The sequence below is a fragment of the Dyella sp. 2RAB6 genome (assembly GCF_052115385.1).
Taxonomy (GTDB): domain Bacteria; phylum Pseudomonadota; class Gammaproteobacteria; order Xanthomonadales; family Rhodanobacteraceae; genus Dyella_D.
On the sequence record NZ_JBFRGP010000008.1, the window covers coordinates 108,373 to 128,970 of the forward strand.

Consider the following 20,598-nt stretch of genomic DNA (forward strand, 5'->3'; position numbering starts at 1 on the left):
GTACGGCCGGAGTGAAGCGTCCCACTCCGCCCGTACCCTCACCCCAACCCCTCTCCCGACGGGAGAGGGGCTCTATCTCGCGCACTGTGACGGCCACATCACCTCCCCGTCACAAACCCCCTCTAATCTCCGCCGTTTTCGCCACCCCATTTTCGGGTGGCTTTCTGGGGGCGGCCCGGTCCGCCGAATAAAGGGAAAAGGAACGACATGAACGTCAGTCCGCGTGCGCGGCTGTTGCCGCTCGTCATCGCCTCGCTGCTGGCCACTCCGGCCTTCGCGCAGAACACCTCCTCCTCGCTCAGCGGCCGTGCGCTCGACGCCGCGGGCCAGCCCGTGGCCGGTGCGCGCGTGCAGATCGTGCACGTGCCGTCCGGCACCACCCAGGTGGTCAGCACCGACGCCGACGGCCGCTACAAGGCGCAGGGCCTGCGCGTGGGCGGTCCGTTCGACGTCACCGTGAGCAAGGACGGCCAGGCGTCCGCCGAGAAGGACGGCGTGTACCTGCAGCTGGCGCAGGAGACCACGCTGGACCTGAGCCTCGGCGCCGCCGCGGCCAATGCCACCAACCTGCAGGGCGTGCAGGTCAGCGCCGACAGCTCGGCGGTGGCGATGGCGCAGATCTTCCAGCCGGACGCCAAGGGCATCAGCACCAATGTCTCGCAGCGCGAGCTGAAGGTGCTGCCGATCCCTAACCGCTCGATCCAGGACATCGCGCGGATGGACCCGATGATCACGGTCACCAACAAGAGCAAGGGCGAGATCTCCGCACTGGGCCAGAACAGCCGCTACAACAACATCAGCATTGACGCGGTGCCGACCAACGACTCGTTCGGCCTGGAAGACAACGGCTTGCCGGCGCTCAACCAGCCGGTGGCGCTGGATGCGATCGAGGAATACAACATCTCCACCGCCAACTACGACGTGGCCAACAGGCGCGCGGTGGGCGCGGCGATCAACATCGTCACCAAGAGCGGCACCAACGATTTCCACGGCTCCACCTACTACGCCTACCGCAACGCCGACGGCTGGGTGGGCAAGGACCGCGCCGGCAACCAGTTCACCGGCTACAAGCGCCAATGGACCGGCGGTGCCACCTTCGGTGGTCCGATCATCAAGGACAAGCTGTTCTTCTTCGCCAACGTCGAGGAATCCAAGACGATCGCCGCCGCGCCGAACTTCGGCCCGGTAGGTTCCGGCAAGGGCAATATCGTGCCGATCGCCCAGGCCGATATCGACCGCATCACGCAGATCGCCAGCCAGCGCGGCATGAAGCCCGGCGGGGTCAACGCCGCCGGCGCCGACCAGGACGAGAAGCGCGCGCTGTTCAAGCTGGACTGGAACATCGCCGACGGCCATCGCGTGAGCTTCCGCTTCGACCGCGTGAAGAGCACCCAGCCCAACCTCAATGGCTACAGCACGTCGTCGACCACGCCGAGCCTGAGCCTTTCCAGCTACTGGTTCACCAAGCACCGCGAGAGCAAGCAGTACGTGCTCAATGCCTACGATGCGTGGACCGACAGCTTCTCCACCGAGGCGGCGGTGTCCTACACCACCTATGACGCGACGCCGGTGCCGTTCGCGCAGCAGCCGCAGGTGCGCGTGTTCACCAATGGCAACATCAGCGGCAGCACCATCACCGGGCCGAGCGTGTACCTGGGCGAGGAAGAGTTCCGCCACTACAACATCCTCAACATCAAGAGCCTCAACACCTTCTTCGCCGGCACCTGGGCGCTGGGCGACCACAACGTGAAGGTCGGCTTCGACTTCCAGCGCGACAAGTTCTACAACCTGTTCGGCCGTACCGAGTTCGGCGCGTACACCTTCCCCAGCATCGACGCCTTCGCTGCCGGCAACTGGTTCCAGTACTCCGTGTTCCGTCCCACCGACGGCGACCTGCAGAGCATCGCCGCGCGCTGGACCTTGAACCAGTGGGGCTTCTTCGCGCAGGACACCTGGCAGATCGGCAACCTCTCGCTGCAGTACGGCTTCCGCTACGACTTGCCCAAGGTGAGCAGCTCGCCGCTGGCCAATCCGGTGTTCAATGCCGCCTATCCGGGCACGCCGAACAACTCCAGCTTCGACGGCAACGGCCTGTTCGAACCGCGCATCTCGTTCAACTACAGCTTCGATGGCGAGCGCGCGATGCAGCTGCGCGGCGGCGTGGGCCTGTCCGAGGGCGCACCTCCGGGCGTGTGGCTGTCCAATCCGTACACCAATAATGGCGTGTCGCTGACCAGCTATTCGGCGTCGAACGGCGTCGGCTTCTCGGCCGACCCGAACAACCCGCTGATCCCGGCCGGCGCGCGCAAGGGTGGCTCGCCGGAAGTGGACGTGACCGATGCGCGCTTCCGCATGCCGTCGGTGTGGAAGGCCAGCCTGGGCTTCGACCGCCAGCTGCCGTGGTGGAACACCGTGTTCACCGCCGAGGTGGAGCATCTGTCCACGCGTGACGCCGTGTACTTCCAGGACCTCAATCTCGGCCGTGCCAACGGCGCGCTGCCAGATGGCCGCCTGAACTACTGGAACACCACCGACCCGAACGCCTTCCTGGTCACCGGCAAGAGCCCGACCGGCCAGTCGCTGTGCGCCACCGCGGACCGCAGCTGCGCCAGCGCCCGTGCCAACCGCGACCAGCGCTTCGGCAACGTGATCTACCTCAGCAACACCCGCAACGGCTCGGCCGATTACCTGACGCTCAAGCTCAGCCGGCCGTTCACCGCCGACTCCGACTGGTCCGGCTCGCTGGGCGTGGTGTTCGGGCGCTCCACCGACGTCAGCTCCGGCAACGAGAAGGTGGCCGCCAGCACCTGGGCCAATGACGCCGTGTACCAGCCGAATGCGGACAAGGCCAGCCACAGCAATTTCGAGATCGCGCGTCGCGTGGTCGCCTCGCTGACCTGGCAGCATCGCTTCTTCGGCGACTACGCCACCAGCATTAGCGCGTTCTACGACGGTCATACCGGCCAGCCGTATAGCTGGGTGTTCGGCAATGACGTCAGCGGCATCAAGCCCGCCGGCCTGTCGGCGCCACCGGGGCTGATGTACATCCCGCGCGCGGGCGAAGTGCTATTCCAGAAGGGCACGCCGCAGCAGGCGATCGACCAGTTCTATGCGTTTATCCAGCGCGACGATTACTTGCGCGACCAGCAGGGCAAGGTCGCCGGCCGCAACGGTGCGCACTCGCCGTGGGTGAACGAACTGGATCTGGCGTTCCGCCAGGAAATCCCCGGCCTGTTCAAGGGCAACAAGGGTGAGCTTCGGCTGGATCTGTTCAATGTGTTGAACATGGTCAACAAGCGTTGGGGCCAGGTGCGCGACGTGGGTTATCCGTACATGCGCAGCCTTGCCAACTTCGCCGGTGTCGATCCGGCGACCGGGAAGTACGTGTATGCGTTGCCGACCGACAAGAACGGCAACTTCAACAGCGGCGGTTATGTGCTGGAAGACGATCGCGCGCAGTCGCGGTGGTCGGTGCAGGCGACGCTGCGCTATACGTTCTGAGTGGATGTGCCGGCTCACCCGCAGGTCGGGGTGAGCCGGGGGGCGAGCCCTGACAAGCGTCATGCCACGTCGGGCGTTTGTTGGGGTTCGCTTGCGCTCACCCCAACCTACGTTGGTGGGGTGTCAGAGCTTGATGTAGAGCCTGCGCTTGTCCAGCGCATAGACGACCAACCACCACAGGCCTACGAAGACCAGTGCATAGGCCAGCGAGGCGATGCGCGGATCGACGCTCCAGGCGGCAGCCCACCGGTTCAGCGTGGCGGCCAGGACTTCCGGCGCGAGCACCAGCGGCATCAGCGTCTGCATGGTTTCGGCACCTGCATAAGCGGCAACCGCGTTGATGCCGAAACGGCGGCCGAGCGGCGGCCAGCCGCGCTGGTCGACCAGCGTGTGGAACAGCCATAGCGCCAGCATCGCCAAGCCGGCGGTCCATAGCGCGAACGGCGACGTCCACAGGTTCTTGTTGAAGGGCAGCGCGTACGACCATAGCCAGGCCAGTGCGGCCAGGGCGATGCCCGCGATGACGAGCTGGCGCGTGCGGCCTGCGCGCAGCATGTGGCCCGCCCACAACCCTGCCAGGCAGGTGGCAAGCGAGGGCAGGGTGCTGAGCAGGCCTTCGGGATCGTGGCCGCGGCCGGTGGCGATATCGAACTGATAGGTGCCGTGGCCGAACACGAAGGTGTCGATGCGGTCGGTCAGGTTGGCCAGCGGCTCCAGCGTGCCGCCGGTCGATAGCAGCGACCAGTAGCCAAGCGTCAGCGCCACGATGGCCGCCCACCACGCACGTGGCCCCGCATACAGCGCGAATGCGCTCGCCATGGCGAAGCACAGCCCGATGCGCTGCAGTACGCCGGGAATGCGCAGGTGGCTGTCCGAGACCGATACGTCGAGCAGATGGATCGCCAGGCCCAGGGCGACGATGCGCGCCGCGCGCAACAGGGCCGTGCGCAACAGTTGCCCGCGCGGCGCACCCTGGTCCAGCTTCGGCTCGAAGGCCAGCGCCGTGGATACGCCGACGATAAACAGGAAGAATGGAAAGATCAGGTCGGTCGGCGTGCAGCCATGCCACGCCGCATGCGCCAGCGGTGCATAGACGTGGCTCTCGTCGCCGGGATCGTTGACCAGCAGCATCGCCGCGACCATGCAGCCGCGCAGGGCGTCGACCGAGGCGAGGCGCGTGCTCATCGGTGCCCGCCGTTGGCTTTCGCCGCCTTGTCCAGCTGCACGCTGCCTACGCCGTAATAGGGGTTGGCGGGCGCACCGGTGACGATCAGGCAGAGGGTGTGCGTGCCGTTGGCGCTCAGCGCTGCGTCCAGGACGAAGTGCGCGGGCGACGTAGTCGGATCCGGTAGCGGGAGCACGGCGAACGGTTTGCCGTCGCAGCGATCCAGGCGCAATTCCAGTTCGCCGTGTGGCGTGGCGGCCTGGCGCGGGACGATCAGGTGAGCGTCGTGAGCAAGCGCAATATTGCGCGGCAGCCGCGCCAGTTCGACCGCCACCGAACGCATGCCATCCGCATTCAGCGCTGGCGTGAGGCGGCAGGTGTCGAAGTTGTCGATGACGTAGACGGGCTGCAGCGAGGTGGCGTCAGGAGTCGGCTGCGCGCGCATCTCGTCGATGTCCTTGGCGGGGCAGGCCTTGAGTTCGCTGCCGTCGGCGCGGTGCAGCGTGGCGGCGTCGATGCTGCGCTGGCGGGTCGCCGCCAACAGCGTGCCGGAAGCGGAGAAGCTTGCCGCCTTGATGGTGGCCGGCAGCGGAGCCGTGAAATCCTGCCGATACAGCAGCGAGACCATCGAAGGCTCGCTGCCGTCCAGGGTGTAGCGGATCTCGCCCTTGCCAAGCTGGTTCGCCAGGTGCACCTGCGCCTTGCCATCGCGCAACGCCTGCGCGCGATCGACCTCGATATCCACCGCGTAAGCGCTGTCGCCGTAGGCGATGTCTTCCCGCCGATAGCGCTCCAGCTGCTCCGGCAGGCGCTGCAGGAAGTCCTGCCAATCGTGCCGTGCGGTCGGCGTCCACGCGTTCTCGGCCAGCGCGTCCAGGCGCGGGAAGATCGCGTGCTGGAGGTGTGCCGCGCTCGGCATGTGCTCGCTCCACACATTGGCCTGCGCGCCGAGCACGCGTGCCGCCTGCTTCGCCGGCAAGCCGGGCGGCAGGATGTCGAAGGTGTAGACGCTCTTGAGCGTCTGTACCGGCAGCCGCCCGGCGGTTTCGTCCAGGCGTCCGCTCTGCACGTAATCGAAGTAGAGATACGGATCGGGCGCCACCACCACGTCATGCCCGGCGCGCGTGGCCTTGTCGATGCCCTTGGTACCGCGCCAGGACATCACCGCCGCATCGCCTGGCACGCCGCCTTCGAGGATCTCGTCCCAGCCGATCAGGCGGCGGCCGTGCTGGTCCAGGTAGCGGCCGAGGCTGCCCATCAGCCAGCTCTCCAATTGTTCGGGGTTCTTCAGGCCCAGCGCGCGCATGCGCTCGCGCACCGCCGGCGAGGCTTCCCATTGGTCCTTGATCGCTTCGTCGCCGCCGAGATGGATATAGCGCGAGGGAAACAGCGCCATCACTTCGTCGAGCACGTTCTCCAGGAAATGCAGGGTCGGCTCGTCGACGTTGTAGAGATAGGGATTGATGCCCCAGTCGGCTGACACCGCCGGGCGCTGCCCGGTCACGCCGACCTCGGGATACGAGGCCACGGCGGCCTGTGCATGCCCGGGCATGTCCAGCTCGGGCACCACGGTGATATGGCGTTCCGCTGCATAGGCGACGATGTGGCGGACGTCGTCCTGCGAATAGAAACCGCCATAGCGCTTCGGTTCGCCATCCTTGCCGGCATCCGGCGGCGTGCGCCACGCGCCGATGCGCGTGAGTTCCGGGTAGTGCTTGATCTCGATGCGCCAACCCTGGTCGTCGCTGAGATGCCAATGCAGCACGTTGAGCTTGTGCAGTGCCATCTGGTCGAGGATGCGCTCCAGCTCCGGCACGCTCTGCATATGCCGGGCGGAGTCGATCATCAGGCCGCGCCAGGCGAAGCGCGGCCAATCGGCGATGCGGGCGGCAGGCAGCGTGGCGATCTGGCGATCGCCCGCGGGCAGCAGCAACTGGGCCAGGCTCATCGCGCCGTAGAACAGGCCGTCTTCGTTGCGCGCGGTGAGGCTGGCGCCGTTGGGGGTTATGTCGAGCACATAGCCTTCGCGCTGCGTCACCGCCGCCTTCGCATCCAGGCGGATCACGATGCCGCCGCTTTCCGTGGCCGCCCGTCCCCGCGCCGTCGATCCATCGACGACGTGCAGGGACGGGCCACCGTATCGTGCCAGCGTTTGCGCCAGGGCCCGGGCGACGCGAAGAGAGGACGCGTCGTCTGGGTCGACGCGCAGCAGCGCCACGGGGCTGATGGCCAGCTGGCCGTCGCGGATGTCCACCGCTGAGGGTCGGGGAATCAGCGACGGTTCGCCGCCTTGGGCAAACGCCAGGCACGAACAGGAAAACAGAGTGCAGAAGCTAAGCGCGCGCAGGCTCATGTCCGCCTCAGAACTTGAAGTGGGCATTGAGCATATAGCGCCGTCCGGTGGTGTAGGTGTTGAGCGGTTCGCGCTTGGTGTCCTGGTACTGGAAGTATTTCTCGTCCAGCAGGTTCATCGCGTCCAGTGTCACCGAGAAGTTGGGGTTGAAGGTCCAGCCGAAGCTGGCGTCCAGTTCGGTATAGGCGTCGACGGTGGCAGGCGCGGCGCCGGCGATAAAGCCGCCGGCCAGGTATTTGCTGCGCCAGCCGTAGATCAGGCGCGCCGACAGCGGGCCTTTCTCGTAGTACGGGCTGAGGTTCACCGCATTGTCCGAGCTGTACGGCAGCGATTCGCCCGCACTGTTGCGCGCATGGGTATAGGTGTAGTTGGCCGACAGGCCGAAACCGGAGCTGCCGAACGGCTGCTGGTAGTTCAGGGTGAAGCCACGGATCTTGCCGGCGCCGGCGTTGTAGGGGCGGATCACCGTGTAGTCGCAAAAGCCGGAAGTGTCGCAGTTGCCGAGCTGGCCGTTCACGTACTTCTGCACGAAGTTGTCGTGGTCGCTGTCGTTGAAGCTGTTGTACTGGCGCTCGATCTTGGCCACCTGGTCGATGTAGTTGAGCACGTGCTTGTAGAACACCGAGGCCGCGAGCACCGATTGGGTACTGAAATACCACTCCGCGGACGCGTTGAAGTTGTAGGACTTGTACGGCTGTAACCCGCTGTTGCCGCCCGTGCCGTTGAGGATGTCGTCGTTGAGAAAGGTATTGGGCACCAGCTGGTTGTACGGCGCCCACGAGATCACCTTGGCGGCGGAGAAGCGCAGCACCACGTCGTGCTGGGTGTCGTAGGCAAGGTTGAAGGCCGGCAGCCAGTCGTTATAGGTGGCCTTCGAACTGCGGTGCCAGTCGCCCGGCACCGGGTAGACCGGTGCGCCGATGGCCTGGATGTAGTTGCCGTCGATCTTGGTATGCACATAGCGCACGCCGAAGTTGCCGCGCAGCGAGTCGAAGGCGAAGTTGCCCTGGGCATACAGCGCCTCGGCTTCCTGGCGCACCTGCCAGGTGCCGTTGATGTAGTTGGCTGCGCTGACGTCCGAGTAGTCGACCGGGCTGTGATCGATCCAGGCCAGCTCAGCGCCATTGCTGGCCTGCACGTGGCGGCGCTGGTCGGCGGAGAAGCCGGAGAAGTTGCTGCTGTTGAGGAAGTCGGTGTAGCTGATGCTGCCGACGTCGGCCAGCGTGCCGTTGGTGATGCCCTGGGCATAGGAGCGATAGTCCGAGCCTTCGTTATGGCGCGTGTAGCGCGCACCGATCAGCAGCTGGTTCACCGCGCCGTCGAAGTCCTTGCTGAAATCGAGCTGCGCATACACGTCGCGCGAGGACAACGGATTGCGCAGCAGGCTGTCGCTGCCATTGGGCGAGATCCAGTTGGCCGGGTCGCGCGCCGCCGGCGGGTCGTCGAAATGGATGCCGCGCTTGATGTCCCAGGCGTAGGCGCCGCCGTACAGGAAGCCCAGGTAGTACTCCTGCAAGGTATTGCTGGCCTTGCTGGCGCCGGCCTGGCCGCTGAGGTTCCAGCCGTCGCCGCGGTAGCTTCCCTGCAGGTCCAGGCCCTTGGTGGTGACCACGGATTTGCGCGCGAACGAGTCGAGATAGATGGTCGGCGCACAGTTCACCGGGTCGTTGCCGCAGACGTGGCCGCCGCGGATCACGCCTTGCTGGGCTGGCGTCTGCAGGCCGTCGAGGTTCTGTTCGGGGCCCTGGAAGTACAGCGATTGCTCGAAGTTGCTGAAGTTCTCGCGCACGTACAGCGCGCTGGCGCGGAACTCCAGGCGATCGGTGGGCTTGTACTGCACGGTGGCGGTAACGGTGTCGCGCTTGCGGTGCTGCTGGAACCAGGCGGCGTTGAGCGAATCGGGCATCAGGTCGCTGCCCTGCACCTTGCCGTTGGCGAGCTGGCCGGCGACGTAGGGGCTGACCTGCGCGGCGTCGTTCATCGATTCGTAGTTGAAGATCTCGGTGCCCTGGCGGTCGGTCTGCTCCTCGTAGTGCGAGAGCGAGACCATCGCGCCGAAGGTCGACGAAGGGTTTTTCCAGCTATACAGCACCGAGGCATTCGGGCGGCCCTTGTCGGCCTGGTCGCCGTAGTTGTAGCCGACCGTGCCGGTGATGGTGTTGGCTTTGAGGTCCAGCGGTTCGCGCGTGTGCATGACCACCGTGCCGCCGATGCTGCCTTCGGGCAGGCGCGCTTCCGGCGACTTGTAGATCTCCAGGCGGCCGAGCACTTCCGGCGCCAGCAAGGTGTAGTCGAAGCCGCGGTTGGGCTGCTCGCCGACCAGCCATGGCGTCTGCGCCACCGGATGGCCGTCGAGGAAGGTGAGGTTGAGGCTGGGATCGGTGCCGTCGATGCTGACGCGCTCGCCCTGGCCGAAGCGGCGGTCGATGGTGACGCCAGGAATCTGCGCCATCGCCTCGGCCACGTTGGTGCTGGGGAACTTGCCGATGTCCTCGGCGGTGATCGCGTCGACGATGGCGTCGGCGTCGCGCTTGGTATCCAGCGACCTGGCCATGCTGGCGCGGATGCCGGTGACGGTGACGCCGGCCAGATCCTTGACGTTCTTCTGGTCGGTCGCGCTCTTGTCAGTAGCGTTCTTGCCGGTAGCGCTCTTGCCAGTAGCGTTCTGGCCGGTTTGCGCAGCGGGCGCCGGCGCAGACGCGGTGTCCTGCGCGCTGGCGCGCGGTGCGATGCAGAGCAGGCTGGCGGCGATGGCCGCCGTCAAGACAGATATCCGGTACGGCATGACAGGTTCTCCCCAACGTTCAAGCGTGTTCGGTTCCGGACGATCGCGGCGCGCACGGCTCCCCCCGCGCAACGCAGCCGTGCCGGGGCTAAGGCGGATGCGGCATAAGTCGTTGCAGCGTGCTGGCGGGCTCCGCCGCGCCCGTGGTGGTGTCTTCGAAAAGCGCGGCGGGCAGCGCTGGCAGGCCGGCGGCGCGGCGCGCCAGTTCCAGCGCGCCCCACAGCGGCGCGTCGTTGCCGAAGCGCGCGCGGGCGAGCATGGGCGGGAACGGCACCAGCCGATCCAGCAAGCCGGACAGCGTGGCCTCGAACAGTGCGAACTGCCGGTTGATGCCGCCGCCGATAGCGATGCGTTCCACATCCAGCGCGATGGCCAGGTTCACCAGTTGCGCGGCGAGCGCGTGGATGCGCCGCTGCAGTTCGTGGCGGATCTTCGGGTCGTCGCTGGCGAACAGGTCTTCCGCGCGGTGACCGTCGCCCAGTGCCTGGCGCGCCAGTGCGTCGAGCGACGCCCCGGAGAACGCGCTTTCCATCGGCGCGACGCCATCGCGCCAGCCGCGCCAATGTTCGGGCGGCAGCACGCTGGTGGCTGGTGTGAGCTGGTAACCGATCTCCAGCGCCGCGCCGTTGCGTCCGCGATAGACCTCGCCGCCGATCATCGCGGCGGCGGCGAGGCCGGTGCCGACATTGAGATATAGGCTCGGGTCGCTGCCGCGCAATGCGCCCCAGGCGTGTTCGGCCAGTGCGCCGGCTTTGACGTCGTTATCGAGCGTGATGCTTGTGCAGGCGAACGCCGCGGCCAGTTCCTCGAACAGGTTCATGCCTTCGAGGCCCGGCGTGTTCGGAGCCAGCAGCAGGTGCTGGCCGCGCATGACACCCGGGAACACGGCGGCGATGCCGAGCAAGGGTGTGCTTGCGTCGATGCCGAGTTCGCGCTGCACGCCATCGATCAGACGATGCAGCGCGGCAACGCCGCGCAGGTCCGGCGCATGCGTTTCCAGCCGGCAACGGCGTAGCGCACCGGTGGCGAGGTCGTAGCTCGCCGCCTGCGTCTTAGTGCCGCCGACATCGATCGCCAGCAAGGTGCGCGTGTGGTTCGCCGGCGCGATGGAGGACAGAGGGTTCATGCATGCTCCGTGCGCAGGCCGTGCGCGCGCGACCACAGCAGGTGCGCGACCGATCCCAGCAGCAGCCAGGCGAGCGACCACTGGATCGGATACGCACCCGGCGCATTGGCATTGGAGGAAACGTAGATGTAGCTCCAGCCCGCCAGCGCGATCAGCGCGGGCACCGGATACAGCCACATCCGATAGGGACGCTGCAGCGCAGGGCGCTGGCGGCGCAGCGCGAACAGCGCGGCGATCTGCGCGATCGACTGCACCAGGATCATCACGGTGGTCAGCAGCTGAATCAGCGTGGTCAGCGAGGTCGCGCGCCCGACGGCAAAGCCCAGCGACGTGAGTACGCCCATCGCCAGCAAGCCCCAGGTGGGGAAGCCCAGGCGCGGATGCAGACCCGCGAAGGCGCGGAAGAACACGCCGTCGCGCGCCGCTTCGTACGGCACGCGCGAACCGCCCAGCACGCCGGCGAATACCGAGGCCGCGCAGGCGATCAGGATCAGCACGGTGACGATGCGTGCAGCGGTGTTGCCCCAGGTTTCGGCCAGCACCACCGAGGCGATCGAGTTGTAGGCCGCGGAGCTGGTATCGAGCATGCGATGCCAGTCGACCACGCCGAGCATGCCGACCTGCATGGTGAAGTACACGACGAACATGCCGAGGATCGAGTAGATGATCGACGCAGGCAGCGTGCGGCCGGGATTCTTCAGCTCCGCGGCGATGTAAGCGGTGGTGTTGTAGCCGAGGTAGTCGTAGGTGCCGATGGTCAGGCTGCCGGCCAGGCCCAGCCAGAACGCCGCACCACCCAGATGGAACGCGCCGGGCGGCAGGGTGAATGCGCGCGCGGCATCGAAATGCGTAAGCGAGGCGACGATCAGGCAGCCGACGCTGGCCAGCATGATCGCCCACAGCACGATGCCCAGCCGGCCGATCGAACCCGTGTTGCGCCACAACGCCGCGACGGTGAGCCAGATCAACGCCAGCCCCAGCAGATGCCCCTGCATCGGCGTCATGCCCGGCCACAGCCAGTGGGTGTACTGCACGAAGCCGATTACGCCGGTGGCCATGGTCATCGGGATGAACAGCATCGCGGTCCACACGAACAGGAACGGCAGCAAGGTGCCGGTGCGCTTGCCGAAGGCCTCGCGCAGATAGACATAGGTGCCGCCCGAGCCGGGCAGGGCGGCGCCCAGTTCCGCCCAGACCAGGCCGTCGCACAGGGCGAGCAGGGCACCGAGCAGCCAGCCCAGGCAGGCCTGCGGGCCGCCCATCACCGCCACCATCGCCGGAATGGTGATGAACGGGCCGGCGCCGCACATCTGGCCCATGTTGAGCGCGATGGCGGCGGGCAGGCCCAGCAGGGGCTTGAGCCGGGGTGCGTCGGGCGTGGTGGAAGTCGGGTCTTGCATGTGCTCGGGAGGCTCCGGGTACAGCAAACGACGGCGATGGACGCCCGGTGGGCTGGGCGAGTCGGGGCCAAGCAGAGCACAGGATTTATATTAATTCAAGTTGAAGAAATTAATTGGCCCAGGTCTAGTCTCACTCCGGAATCGCGCCAGATCGGGCCTTCCCGGTCCGAAGCGCCCGTAAGATGTCCCGGCACCAGCCCTCCGTTCGGAAGAAGCCCCAGTCAGCGATGCATACCTCGTCACGGTCCAATCGGCCCACCACAGGCACCAACCTCGAGCACGCCCGCATGCACAACCGCCGGGTGGTGCTGGAGGCGATCCGGCAAGCGGGGCGGCTGACCCGGGCGGACCTCACGCGGCTCACCTCGCTCACCGCGCAGACCATCTCCAACATCGTGGCCGAGCTGATCGCCGAGTCGATGCTCACCAGCCATGCGCCGGAAAAAACCGCGCGCGGGCAGCCGCCGATTCCGCTGTCGATCAATCCGGACGGCGGCTTCTCGGTCGGCTTCCATGTGGAACAGCACCAGGTGCTGGCGGTCCTGCTGGACCTGAAGGGCCATACCCGCGGGCGCCGCGTACACGCAGTTAGCTATCCCAGCTTCGCCGAAGCGCTGCCGCTGCTGGCCGGCACCGTCGAGACCTTCCGCGCCAACCTGCCGCCGGACCGCCTGCTCGGCATCGGCATCGCCTTGCCCGGCCCGTTCGGCGTGGAAGGCATGAGCGCGGTCGGTCCCACCAGCATGCCGGGCTGGGACGACGCGGACAGCCTCGCCCGCCTGCGTGAACTCACGCGACTACCCGTGCTGCTGGAAAACGACGCCACCGCGGCGGCGATGGGCGAGCGCCTGTACGGCATCGCCGGCGCGCTGCGCGATTTCGCTTATCTGTTCTTCGGGCACGGCCTGGGCTCGGGTTTCTATCTCGACAACCGGCTGTACTCCGGTCATTGGCGCAATGCCGGCGAAATCGGCCACGTCATCGTCAGGCCCGACGGCAAGCCCTGCTATTGCGGCAAGCAGGGCTGCCTGGAGCGCTACGTTTCCGGCGCGTCGCTGCTCGAACACCTCGGCATCGGCGCGGACCAGAGCCTCAACGATGTCGATCTCGCCCATCCCGGGCATGCCGCCGGCATCGAACGCTGGCTCGCCGAAGCGGTGCCGGCGCTGCGCCACGCGGTGAACGTGCTCGAATCGATGCTCGATCCGGAAACGGTGCTGGTAGGCGGCACCTTGTCCGACGACATCCTGCGTCGGCTGATCGATGCCGCGTTCCCGCTGTATCCGTCGGTGAGCGCGCGCGCCGATCGCGGCCACGAACGCCTGCGGCTGGGCACCGCCGGCCCCGATTGCGTGGCGCTGGGCGCGGCGGCGCTGGTCGTGCTGGCGGAACTCAGTCCGGACTATCAGGCGCTGCTGAAGGCCTGACCCGGCGCGCCGGTGCGTGCTCGCTTTTCGATCGATCTGGGGGGAAATCTTCCGCCCAAGCGTTTGCGCGCTCGCCAAAACGGCGAGGAAATCGCAAGAACGTGCTGCAGCCGCCTCCCCGCGCCATTCGTGCAAATGCGCAAACAAGGGCACGCGAGCGCCGCTCCTTTCCCTCACCCTGCGACGTGCGCGCCATGCGCCATCACGCGTCTCATGGCCATTTTACCCCCGTGCCGTAAGTATCATTGACCGATAGGCTATTTCGGTTCAATAATGAGAATGATCGTTCACTCTTGTTCTGCCGCCCCTCCCCATCGGCAGGGACCGAGGTCTCTCATGTCTTCAAATCGTAGTTTCTTGCGCGGCTTGGCCCTCACGGCCCTGGCCGCTTCCGTCCTGACCCTCGCCGCCTGCAAGGGCGAGCAGGCTTCGCAGCAGCAGGGTGGCCCCGCTGAAGTCACGGTGGTGACGCTCAAGCCGCAGGCGGTCACCGTCACGCGCGAATTGCCAGGGCGCACCAGTGCGTTCCAGATCGCCGAAGTGCGGCCGCAGGTGAACGGCATCATCAAGCAGCGCCTGTTCGAGGAAGGCGCGCTGGTCAAGGCGGGCCAGCCGCTGTACCAGCTCGACGACGCGGTGTATCGCGCGGAAAACAACAACGCCAAGGCAGCGCTGGCGAAAGCGAAGGCCGCGCTGTATTCGGCCCAGCTCAACGCCAGGCGCACGACCGAGTTGGTGCGCATCGATGCAGTGAGCAAGCAGGACGACGAGACCGCCACCGCCGCATGGCGCCAGGCCGAAGCTGACGTGGCAGCGGGGCAGGCCCAGGTGGAAAGCACCGGCGTGACGCTAGCCTTCGCGCGCATCGTGTCGCCGATCACCGGGCGCATCGGCAAATCCGCGGTGACGCCGGGTGCGCTGGTCACTGCCAACCAGGCCGAGCCGATGGCTCGCGTGCAGCAGCTCGATCCGATCTTCATCGACGTCACCCAGTCCAGCGGCGAGCTGCTGGACCTGCGCAAGCGCATCGCTGCCGGTTCGCTGAAGGAAGCCGACGGCACGCCGGTGAAGATCGTGCTGGAGGACGGCAGCAGCTATGCGCACGCCGGCAAGCTGCAGTTCGCCGATGTCAGCGTCGATCCCACTACCGGCAGCTTCGCGCTGCGCGTGCTGGTGCCCAATCCGGAAGGCGTGCTGCTGCCCGGCATGTACGTGCGCGCGGTGCTCGACAAGGGCAGCAACCCGCGCGGGCTGCTGGTGCCGCAGGCGGGCATTTCGCGCGATCCCAAGGGCGGCGCCACCGCCATGGTCATCGGCAAGGACGGCAAGGCGGAACTGCGCGAAGTGCAGGTCGGCCGCACCGTCGGCGACCAATGGCTGGTCGAAGGCGGCCTGGCCGCCGGCGACAAGGTGATCGTCGAAGGCCTGCAGACGATCCAGCCCGGCATGCCGGTGCACGCCAGCGAAGCCGGCGCCACGGCCGCAGCCGCAGCCGCTGCCGGACACGCAGCCGCCGCGGCGCACTGAGGACTCATACCCATGGCACGCTTCTTTATCGATCGCCCCATCTTCGCCTGGGTGATCGCCATCATCGTGATGCTGGCCGGCGCGCTGTCCATGCTGCGCCTGCCGGTATCGCAGTATCCGGTGATCGCGCCGCCGCAGGTGACCATCAACGCCAACTACCCCGGCGCGTCGGCACAGGCCGCGGAAGACTCGGTGACGCAGATCATCGAGCAGAACATGAAGGGCCTGGACGGCCTGCTGTACATGTCCGCCACCAGCGATTCCGACGGTTCGGTGCAGGTGACGCTCACCTTCGAGAACGGCACCAACCCCGACATCGCCCAGGTGCAGGTGCAGAACAAACTGCAGCTCGCCACGCCGCTGTTGCCGCAGATCGTGCAGCAGCAGGGCATCAACGTGGTCAAGTCCAGCTCGGGCTTTCTGATGGTGGTGGGCTTCGTGTCGCAGGATGGCCGCCTGGACGGCGAAGACATCTCCGACTTCGTCAACGCCCATCTGGTGGACCCGCTCAGCCGCGTCGCCGGCGTCGGCAATATCGAGGTGTTCGGTTCGAAGTACGCCATGCGTATCTGGCTTGACCCGAACAAGCTCGACACCTACAAGCTGGCGCCGACCGAAGTGGTGGCTGCGCTGCGCGCGCAGAACCAGCAGGTGGCGGTCGGCCAGATCGGCGGCAACCCCGCGGTGAAGGGCCAGCAGATCAATGCCTCGGTGATCGCGCAGCAGCGCCTGCAGACGCCGGAGCAGTTCCGCCAGATCGTGATCCGCAGCAATACCGATGGCTCGGTGCTGACCCTGGGCGACGTGGCACGGGTGGAGCTGGGCCTGCAGGACTACGGCTCGGCCAGCAAGTACAACGGCAAGTCGGCTACCGGCATCGCCGTCTCGCTCACCTCCGGCGCCAATGCGCTGGCCACGGCCGAGCGCGTGAAAGCGGCACTCAAGCAGATGGAGCCGTCGTTTCCGCGCGGGGTGAAGTCGGTGATCGCGTTCGACACCACGCCGTTCGTGAAGGTGTCGATCGAGGGTGTGATCAAGACCCTGCTCGAAGCGATCGTGCTGGTGTTCCTGGTGATGTACCTGTTCCTGCAGAACTTCCGCGCCACGCTGATCCCGACCATCGCGGTGCCGGTGGTGCTGCTGGGCACGTTCGGCGTGCTCGGCGCGATGGGTTATTCGATCAACATGCTCACCATGTTCGCCATGGTGCTGGCGATCGGCCTGCTGGTGGACGACGCCATCGTGGTGGTGGAGAACGTCGAGCGCGTGATGAGCGAGGAGGGGCTTTCCCCGCTGGAAGCCACGCGCAAGTCGATGTCGCAGATCACCGGCGCGCTGGTCGGCATCGCCCTGGTGCTGTCGGCGGTGTTCGTGCCGATGGCGTTCCTCAGCGGTTCCACGGGTGTGATCTACCGGCAGTTCTCGGTGACCATCGTGTCCTCGATGGCCTTGTCGGTGATGGTGGCGATCGTGCTGACGCCGGCGCTGTGCGCGACCTTGCTCAAGCCGATCGCCAAGGGCCATCACGCGTCGGAGCGCGGCTTCTTCGGCTGGTTCAATCGCCGCTTCGACCAGGGCACGCGCAAGTACCAGGGCGTGGTGGGCGCGATCATCGCGCGTGGGCGCCGCTTCCTGCTGGTGTTCGTGGCGATGAGCGCGGCGATGGTGGTGGTGTTCCTGCGCCTGCCGACTTCATTCCTGCCGATGGAGGACCAGGGCTTCCTGTTCACCATGGTGCAGGCGCCGGTGGGTGCTACCACCGAGCGCACCGGCCGCGTGATGAGCCGCGTGGAGCAGCACTTCATGGCCGACCCGGCGGTGGATTCGGTGTTCTCCGTGCTCGGCTTCAGCTTCGCCGGCAACGGCCAGAACGCCGGCATGGCCTTCGTGCAGTTGAAGGACTGGAGCGAGCGTCATGGCCCCGGCGCGAGCTTGAACGACGTGGCCGGCAGTGCCATGGGCGCCTTCAGCCAGTACAAGGACGCGATGGTCTTCGCCTTCGCGCCTCCGGCGGTGCCGGAGCTGGGCAATTCGGCGGGTTTCGACTTCTATCTGAAGGACAACGCCGGCCTGGGCCATGAGGCCCTGGTGGCCGCGCGCAACCAGTTCCTGCAGGAAGCCGGGCAGAGCAAGCTGCTGGCGAACGTGCGGCCCAACGGCCAGGACGACACGCCGCAGTTCCGCATCGACGTGGACTACAAGAAAGCCGCCGCGCAGGGCCTGTCGATCGGCGACCTCAACGACACGCTGACCATGGCCTGGGGCGGCCAGTACATCGACGACTTCATGGACCGCGGCCGCGTCAAGCGCGTGTTCGTGCAGGCCGACGCGCCGTTCCGCATGGCGCCGGAGGATTTCGAGAAGTGGTCGGTGCGCAACGCCGCCGGTGCGATGGTGCCGTTCCGCGCCTTCGCCAGCACGCGCTGGGATTTCGGTTCGCCGCGCCTGGAACGCTACAACGGCGTCTCGGCCATGCAGATCAACGGCGAAGCCGCGCCGGGCGTGAGCTCGGGCGACGCCATGGCCGAAGTGGAAAAGCTGGTGGCCAAGCTGCCGGCCGGCGTCGGCCTGGAGTGGACCGGCCAGTCTTATCAGGAGCGCGAAGCCGGTGCGCAGGCGCCGATGCTGTACACGCTGTCGGTGCTGGTGGTGTTCCTGTGCCTGGCCGCGCTGTACGAGAGCTGGTCGATCCCGACCGCGGTGCTGCTGGTGGCGCCGCTGGGCATTCTCGGCACGGTACTGGCGGCGTACTTCCGTGGGCTGGATCGCGATGTGTACTTCCAGGTGGCGATGCTCACCACGGTTGGCTTGTCGAGCAAGAACGCGATCCTGATCGTGGAGTTCGCCAAGGAGAACGTGGAGAAGGGCATGGCCTTGCTCGACGCGACCTTGCTGGCGGTGCGCACGCGGCTGCGCCCGATCCTGATGACCTCGCTGGCGTTCGGCCTGGGCGTGCTGCCGCTGGCGCTGGCCGGTGGCGCGGGTTCCGGTGCGCAGCGCGCGATCGGTACCGGCGTGCTGGGCGGCATGGTCGCCGGCACGGCGCTGGGTCTGTTCTTCGTGCCGCTGTTCTTCGTGGTGGTGCAGCGCCTGTTCGCGCGGCGCAAGCGCGCCATAGGTGGCGCAGCTGTCGCTGGAGATACCTCGCATGACTAAGTCTTTCAATTTGATTTGCAGTGCGGCCCTCGTCTTGGCCTTGGGCGGCTGCGTGAGCCTGGCGCCGAAGGTGCCGGCCGCGCAGCCGGATGTCCCGGCGACGTGGCCGCTGCCCGAGAACACCGTCGCGCCGGACGCGGCGGCCTCGGGCGCCATGCAGGGCCGTGCAGCGGATATCGGCTGGCGCCAGTTCTATGTCGATCCGCGTCTCTCGACACTGATCGAACAGGCACTGCATAACAACCGCGACCTGCGCGTGGCCGTGCTTAATGTGGAGAAGGCGCGTGCGCAGTACCGCATCCAGCGCGCCGACCGCCTGCCGTCGATCGCCGCCACTGCTTCGCTGCAGCGCAGCCGCGACATCAATCAGCCGCAGCCGGTGACTCAACAGTACCGCGCTGAATTGGGCACCACCCAGTTCGAGCTGGATCTGTTCGGCCGCGTGAACTCGCTGAGCACCGGTGCGCTGGAGCGTTTCCAGGCCGAAGGCGAGGCCAGCCGCAGCGCCCAGCTGAGCCTGATCGCCGAAGTAGCCAACGCCTGGCTGACGCTGGCGGCGGATCGGGAGTCGCTGAAGGTGGCGCAGGCCACGCGCGATACGCAGGAGGCTTCATTCAAATTGACTGAACAACGCCATGCGCTCGGCGCGGCGTCGAGCCTGGACGTGAGCCAGGCGCAGACCACGGTGGAAACGGCGCGTGCGGACATGGCGCGTTACACCGGCCAGGTGGCGCAGGACATCAACGCGCTGCGCCTGCTGGCCGGCGGCGCGCTGGACGAATCGCTGCTGCCTGCCGGCCTGGGCGACGACGCCACCATGCTCGGCGCGCTGCCGGCGGAACTGCCCTCGGAGGTGCTGCTGCGCCGGCCGGACATCCTGCAGTCGGAGCATCTGCTGCGCGCGGCCAATGCCGATATCGGCGCGGCGCGGGCGGCGTTCTTCCCGACCATCCTGCTGACCGGCAGCGTGGGTACGGCGAGCGGGCAGCTCAACAACCTGTTCGACAGCGGCACGCGGGTGTGGAGCTTCGCGCCGCAGATCAGCCTGCCGATCTTCCAGGGCGGCCGCCTGCGCGCACAGCTCGCCGGCGCCAAGGCCGACCAGCAGATCGCCCTGGCGCAATATGAAAAGGCGATCCAGGCCGGCTTCCGCGAAGTGGCGGATGCGCTGGCCCTCACCACCACCCTGGCCGGACAGCGCCAGGCGCTGGAGTCCCTGGTAGGCGCGGCGGCGCGGGCCGACGAGCTGTCGCGGGCACGCTACAAGGCCGGCAAGGACAGCTACCTGGTGGCGCTGGATGCGCAGCGCGCGCTGTACGCCGCGCAGCAGCAGCTTATTGCGACGCGGCTGGCCGAGCAGACCAATCGGGTCACTTTGTATAAAGTGCTGGGCGGCGGTTGGAACGAACGCAGCCCTATCCCCGGTAGCCCATGACCCGCGACGAAAAAATCGACGAAGCATCCTTGAGCCCGCGCGCGCGCGAACAGCGCGAACGCATCCTGGTCGCCGCGCAGCACTGCTTCGTGAAGTACGGTTTCCACGCCGCGAGCATGGCCAATATCGCCGAAGCCGCGGCGATGAGCGCCGGCCTGATCTACCGCTACTTCCCGAACAAGAGCGCGATCGTGCTGGCCATCATCGAGCGCCAGAGTGAAATGGAGCTGGAAGACATCCGCGCGCTGAGTGCCTCGACCGATCCGGTCGAGGCACTGATGGAGTGTTTCGTCGAGTGGAGCCGGCCGCGCCCGGACATGCGCATCATGAATGCCGCGCTGTTCCTGGAAACCAGCGCCGAGGCCACCCGCGACAAGCAGGTGGCGAACGCGATCCACCACGCCGACGAACTGGCCTGCAGCGAATTCCGCCAATGGCTGGAGAAGCCCGTGGACGAGGGAGGCATCGGCATGTCGCCGGCGATCAGCGAGCGCCGCTCGCTGGCCATGATGTTGCTGATCGAGGGGCTGGCGGTGCGCGCGTCGAGGGATCCGAAGCTGGATACGCAATTGCTGCGCGAGGCCTTGGCCGAGGTGGTTCCGCGCTTGATGAGCAAGTGAGATGAAGAGCCCCTCTCCCATCGGCGACCCGAAGGTAGTCCCTGTGGGAGAGAGGGGTTGGGGTGAGGGTACGGGGCGGAGTCGGGCGCATCGCTCCGCCCGT

11 protein-coding genes are annotated in these 20,598 nt (G+C 66.8%); 6 read left to right on the forward strand and 5 right to left on the reverse strand.

The features are described from left to right. The first annotated feature begins 207 nt into the window (after window positions 1–207). Window positions 208–3,501 carry a TonB-dependent receptor gene (locus AB4083_RS13790; protein ID WP_441608550.1) on the forward strand — a complete coding sequence of 1,098 codons (3,294 nt, stop codon included), beginning with the start codon at window positions 208–210 and terminating at the stop codon, window positions 3,499–3,501. A 123-nt stretch (window positions 3,502–3,624) separates the two neighbouring features. Here the strand turns inward: AB4083_RS13790 and AB4083_RS13795 are convergent, their stop codons facing one another. From AB4083_RS13795 to AB4083_RS13815, 5 genes are all read right to left on the reverse strand, one after another. Next, complete coding sequence (locus tag AB4083_RS13795; protein ID WP_441608551.1) at window positions 3,625–4,686, reverse strand: acyltransferase family protein; 1,062 nt, start codon at window positions 4,684–4,686, stop codon at window positions 3,625–3,627. Next, a complete protein-coding gene (locus AB4083_RS13800) occupies window positions 4,683–7,019 on the reverse strand; it encodes a family 20 glycosylhydrolase (RefSeq protein WP_441608552.1) in 2,337 nt (778 codons plus the stop codon). The genes AB4083_RS13795 and AB4083_RS13800 overlap by 4 nt, the downstream gene beginning before the upstream one ends. A gap of 7 nt (window positions 7,020–7,026) precedes the next feature. After that, window positions 7,027–9,804: a TonB-dependent receptor gene (locus AB4083_RS13805; RefSeq protein WP_441608553.1), complete on the reverse strand. Its 2,778-nt coding sequence runs from the start codon at window positions 9,802–9,804 to the stop codon at window positions 7,027–7,029. An 88-nt stretch (window positions 9,805–9,892) separates the two neighbouring features. After that, the gene (locus AB4083_RS13810; protein ID WP_441608554.1) at window positions 9,893–10,930 is read right to left on the reverse strand and encodes an ROK family protein; all 1,038 of its coding nucleotides are present in this window, start codon (window positions 10,928–10,930) and stop codon (window positions 9,893–9,895) included. After that, window positions 10,927–12,330 carry an APC family permease gene (locus AB4083_RS13815; RefSeq protein WP_441608556.1) on the reverse strand — a complete coding sequence of 468 codons (1,404 nt, stop codon included), beginning with the start codon at window positions 12,328–12,330 and terminating at the stop codon, window positions 10,927–10,929. Before AB4083_RS13815 ends, AB4083_RS13810 begins: the two co-directional genes overlap by 4 nt. Window positions 12,331–12,617: 287 nt before the next feature. Here AB4083_RS13815 and AB4083_RS13820 point away from each other — a divergent pair, with 287 nt between their 5' ends. The 5 genes from AB4083_RS13820 (at window position 12,618) to AB4083_RS13840 (ending at window position 20,495) form a co-directional block, all read left to right on the forward strand. Further along, window positions 12,618–13,757 carry an ROK family protein gene (locus AB4083_RS13820; RefSeq protein ID WP_441608558.1) on the forward strand — a complete coding sequence of 380 codons (1,140 nt, stop codon included), beginning with the start codon at window positions 12,618–12,620 and terminating at the stop codon, window positions 13,755–13,757. A gap of 336 nt (window positions 13,758–14,093) precedes the next feature. Continuing rightward, on the forward strand, window positions 14,094–15,284 hold the full coding sequence (locus tag AB4083_RS13825) for an efflux RND transporter periplasmic adaptor subunit (protein ID WP_441608560.1): 1,191 nt from the start codon (window positions 14,094–14,096) through the stop codon (window positions 15,282–15,284). 12 nt (window positions 15,285–15,296) lie between these two features. After that, window positions 15,297–18,440, forward strand: coding sequence for an efflux RND transporter permease subunit (locus tag AB4083_RS13830; protein ID WP_441608562.1), 3,144 nt, complete (start codon window positions 15,297–15,299; stop codon window positions 18,438–18,440). Continuing rightward, complete coding sequence (locus AB4083_RS13835; RefSeq protein WP_441608564.1) at window positions 18,433–19,875, forward strand: efflux transporter outer membrane subunit; 1,443 nt, start codon at window positions 18,433–18,435, stop codon at window positions 19,873–19,875. The genes AB4083_RS13830 and AB4083_RS13835 overlap by 8 nt, the downstream gene beginning before the upstream one ends. Next, the gene (locus AB4083_RS13840) at window positions 19,872–20,495 is read left to right on the forward strand and encodes a TetR/AcrR family transcriptional regulator (protein WP_441608566.1); all 624 of its coding nucleotides are present in this window, start codon (window positions 19,872–19,874) and stop codon (window positions 20,493–20,495) included. The genes AB4083_RS13835 and AB4083_RS13840 overlap by 4 nt, the downstream gene beginning before the upstream one ends. The last annotated feature ends 103 nt before the right edge of the window (window positions 20,496–20,598 follow it).

Bases quoted from the DNA above. Each gene is read 5' to 3' on its own strand.
- AB4083_RS13790 (WP_441608550.1), top strand. From the start codon at position 208: ATGAACGTCAGTCCGCGTGCGCGGCTGTTGCCGCTCGTCATCGCCTCG.
- AB4083_RS13795 (WP_441608551.1), bottom strand. From the start codon at position 4,686: ATGAGCACGCGCCTCGCCTCGGTCGACGCCCTGCGCGGCTGCATGGTC.
- AB4083_RS13800 (WP_441608552.1), bottom strand. From the start codon at position 7,019: ATGAGCCTGCGCGCGCTTAGCTTCTGCACTCTGTTTTCCTGTTCGTGC.
- AB4083_RS13805 (WP_441608553.1), bottom strand. From the start codon at position 9,804: ATGCCGTACCGGATATCTGTCTTGACGGCGGCCATCGCCGCCAGCCTG.
- AB4083_RS13810 (WP_441608554.1), bottom strand. From the start codon at position 10,930: ATGAACCCTCTGTCCTCCATCGCGCCGGCGAACCACACGCGCACCTTG.
- AB4083_RS13815 (WP_441608556.1), bottom strand. From the start codon at position 12,330: ATGCAAGACCCGACTTCCACCACGCCCGACGCACCCCGGCTCAAGCCC.
- AB4083_RS13820 (WP_441608558.1), top strand. From the start codon at position 12,618: ATGCACAACCGCCGGGTGGTGCTGGAGGCGATCCGGCAAGCGGGGCGG.
- AB4083_RS13825 (WP_441608560.1), top strand. From the start codon at position 14,094: ATGTCTTCAAATCGTAGTTTCTTGCGCGGCTTGGCCCTCACGGCCCTG.
- AB4083_RS13830 (WP_441608562.1), top strand. From the start codon at position 15,297: ATGGCACGCTTCTTTATCGATCGCCCCATCTTCGCCTGGGTGATCGCC.
- AB4083_RS13835 (WP_441608564.1), top strand. From the start codon at position 18,433: ATGACTAAGTCTTTCAATTTGATTTGCAGTGCGGCCCTCGTCTTGGCC.
- AB4083_RS13840 (WP_441608566.1), top strand. From the start codon at position 19,872: ATGACCCGCGACGAAAAAATCGACGAAGCATCCTTGAGCCCGCGCGCG.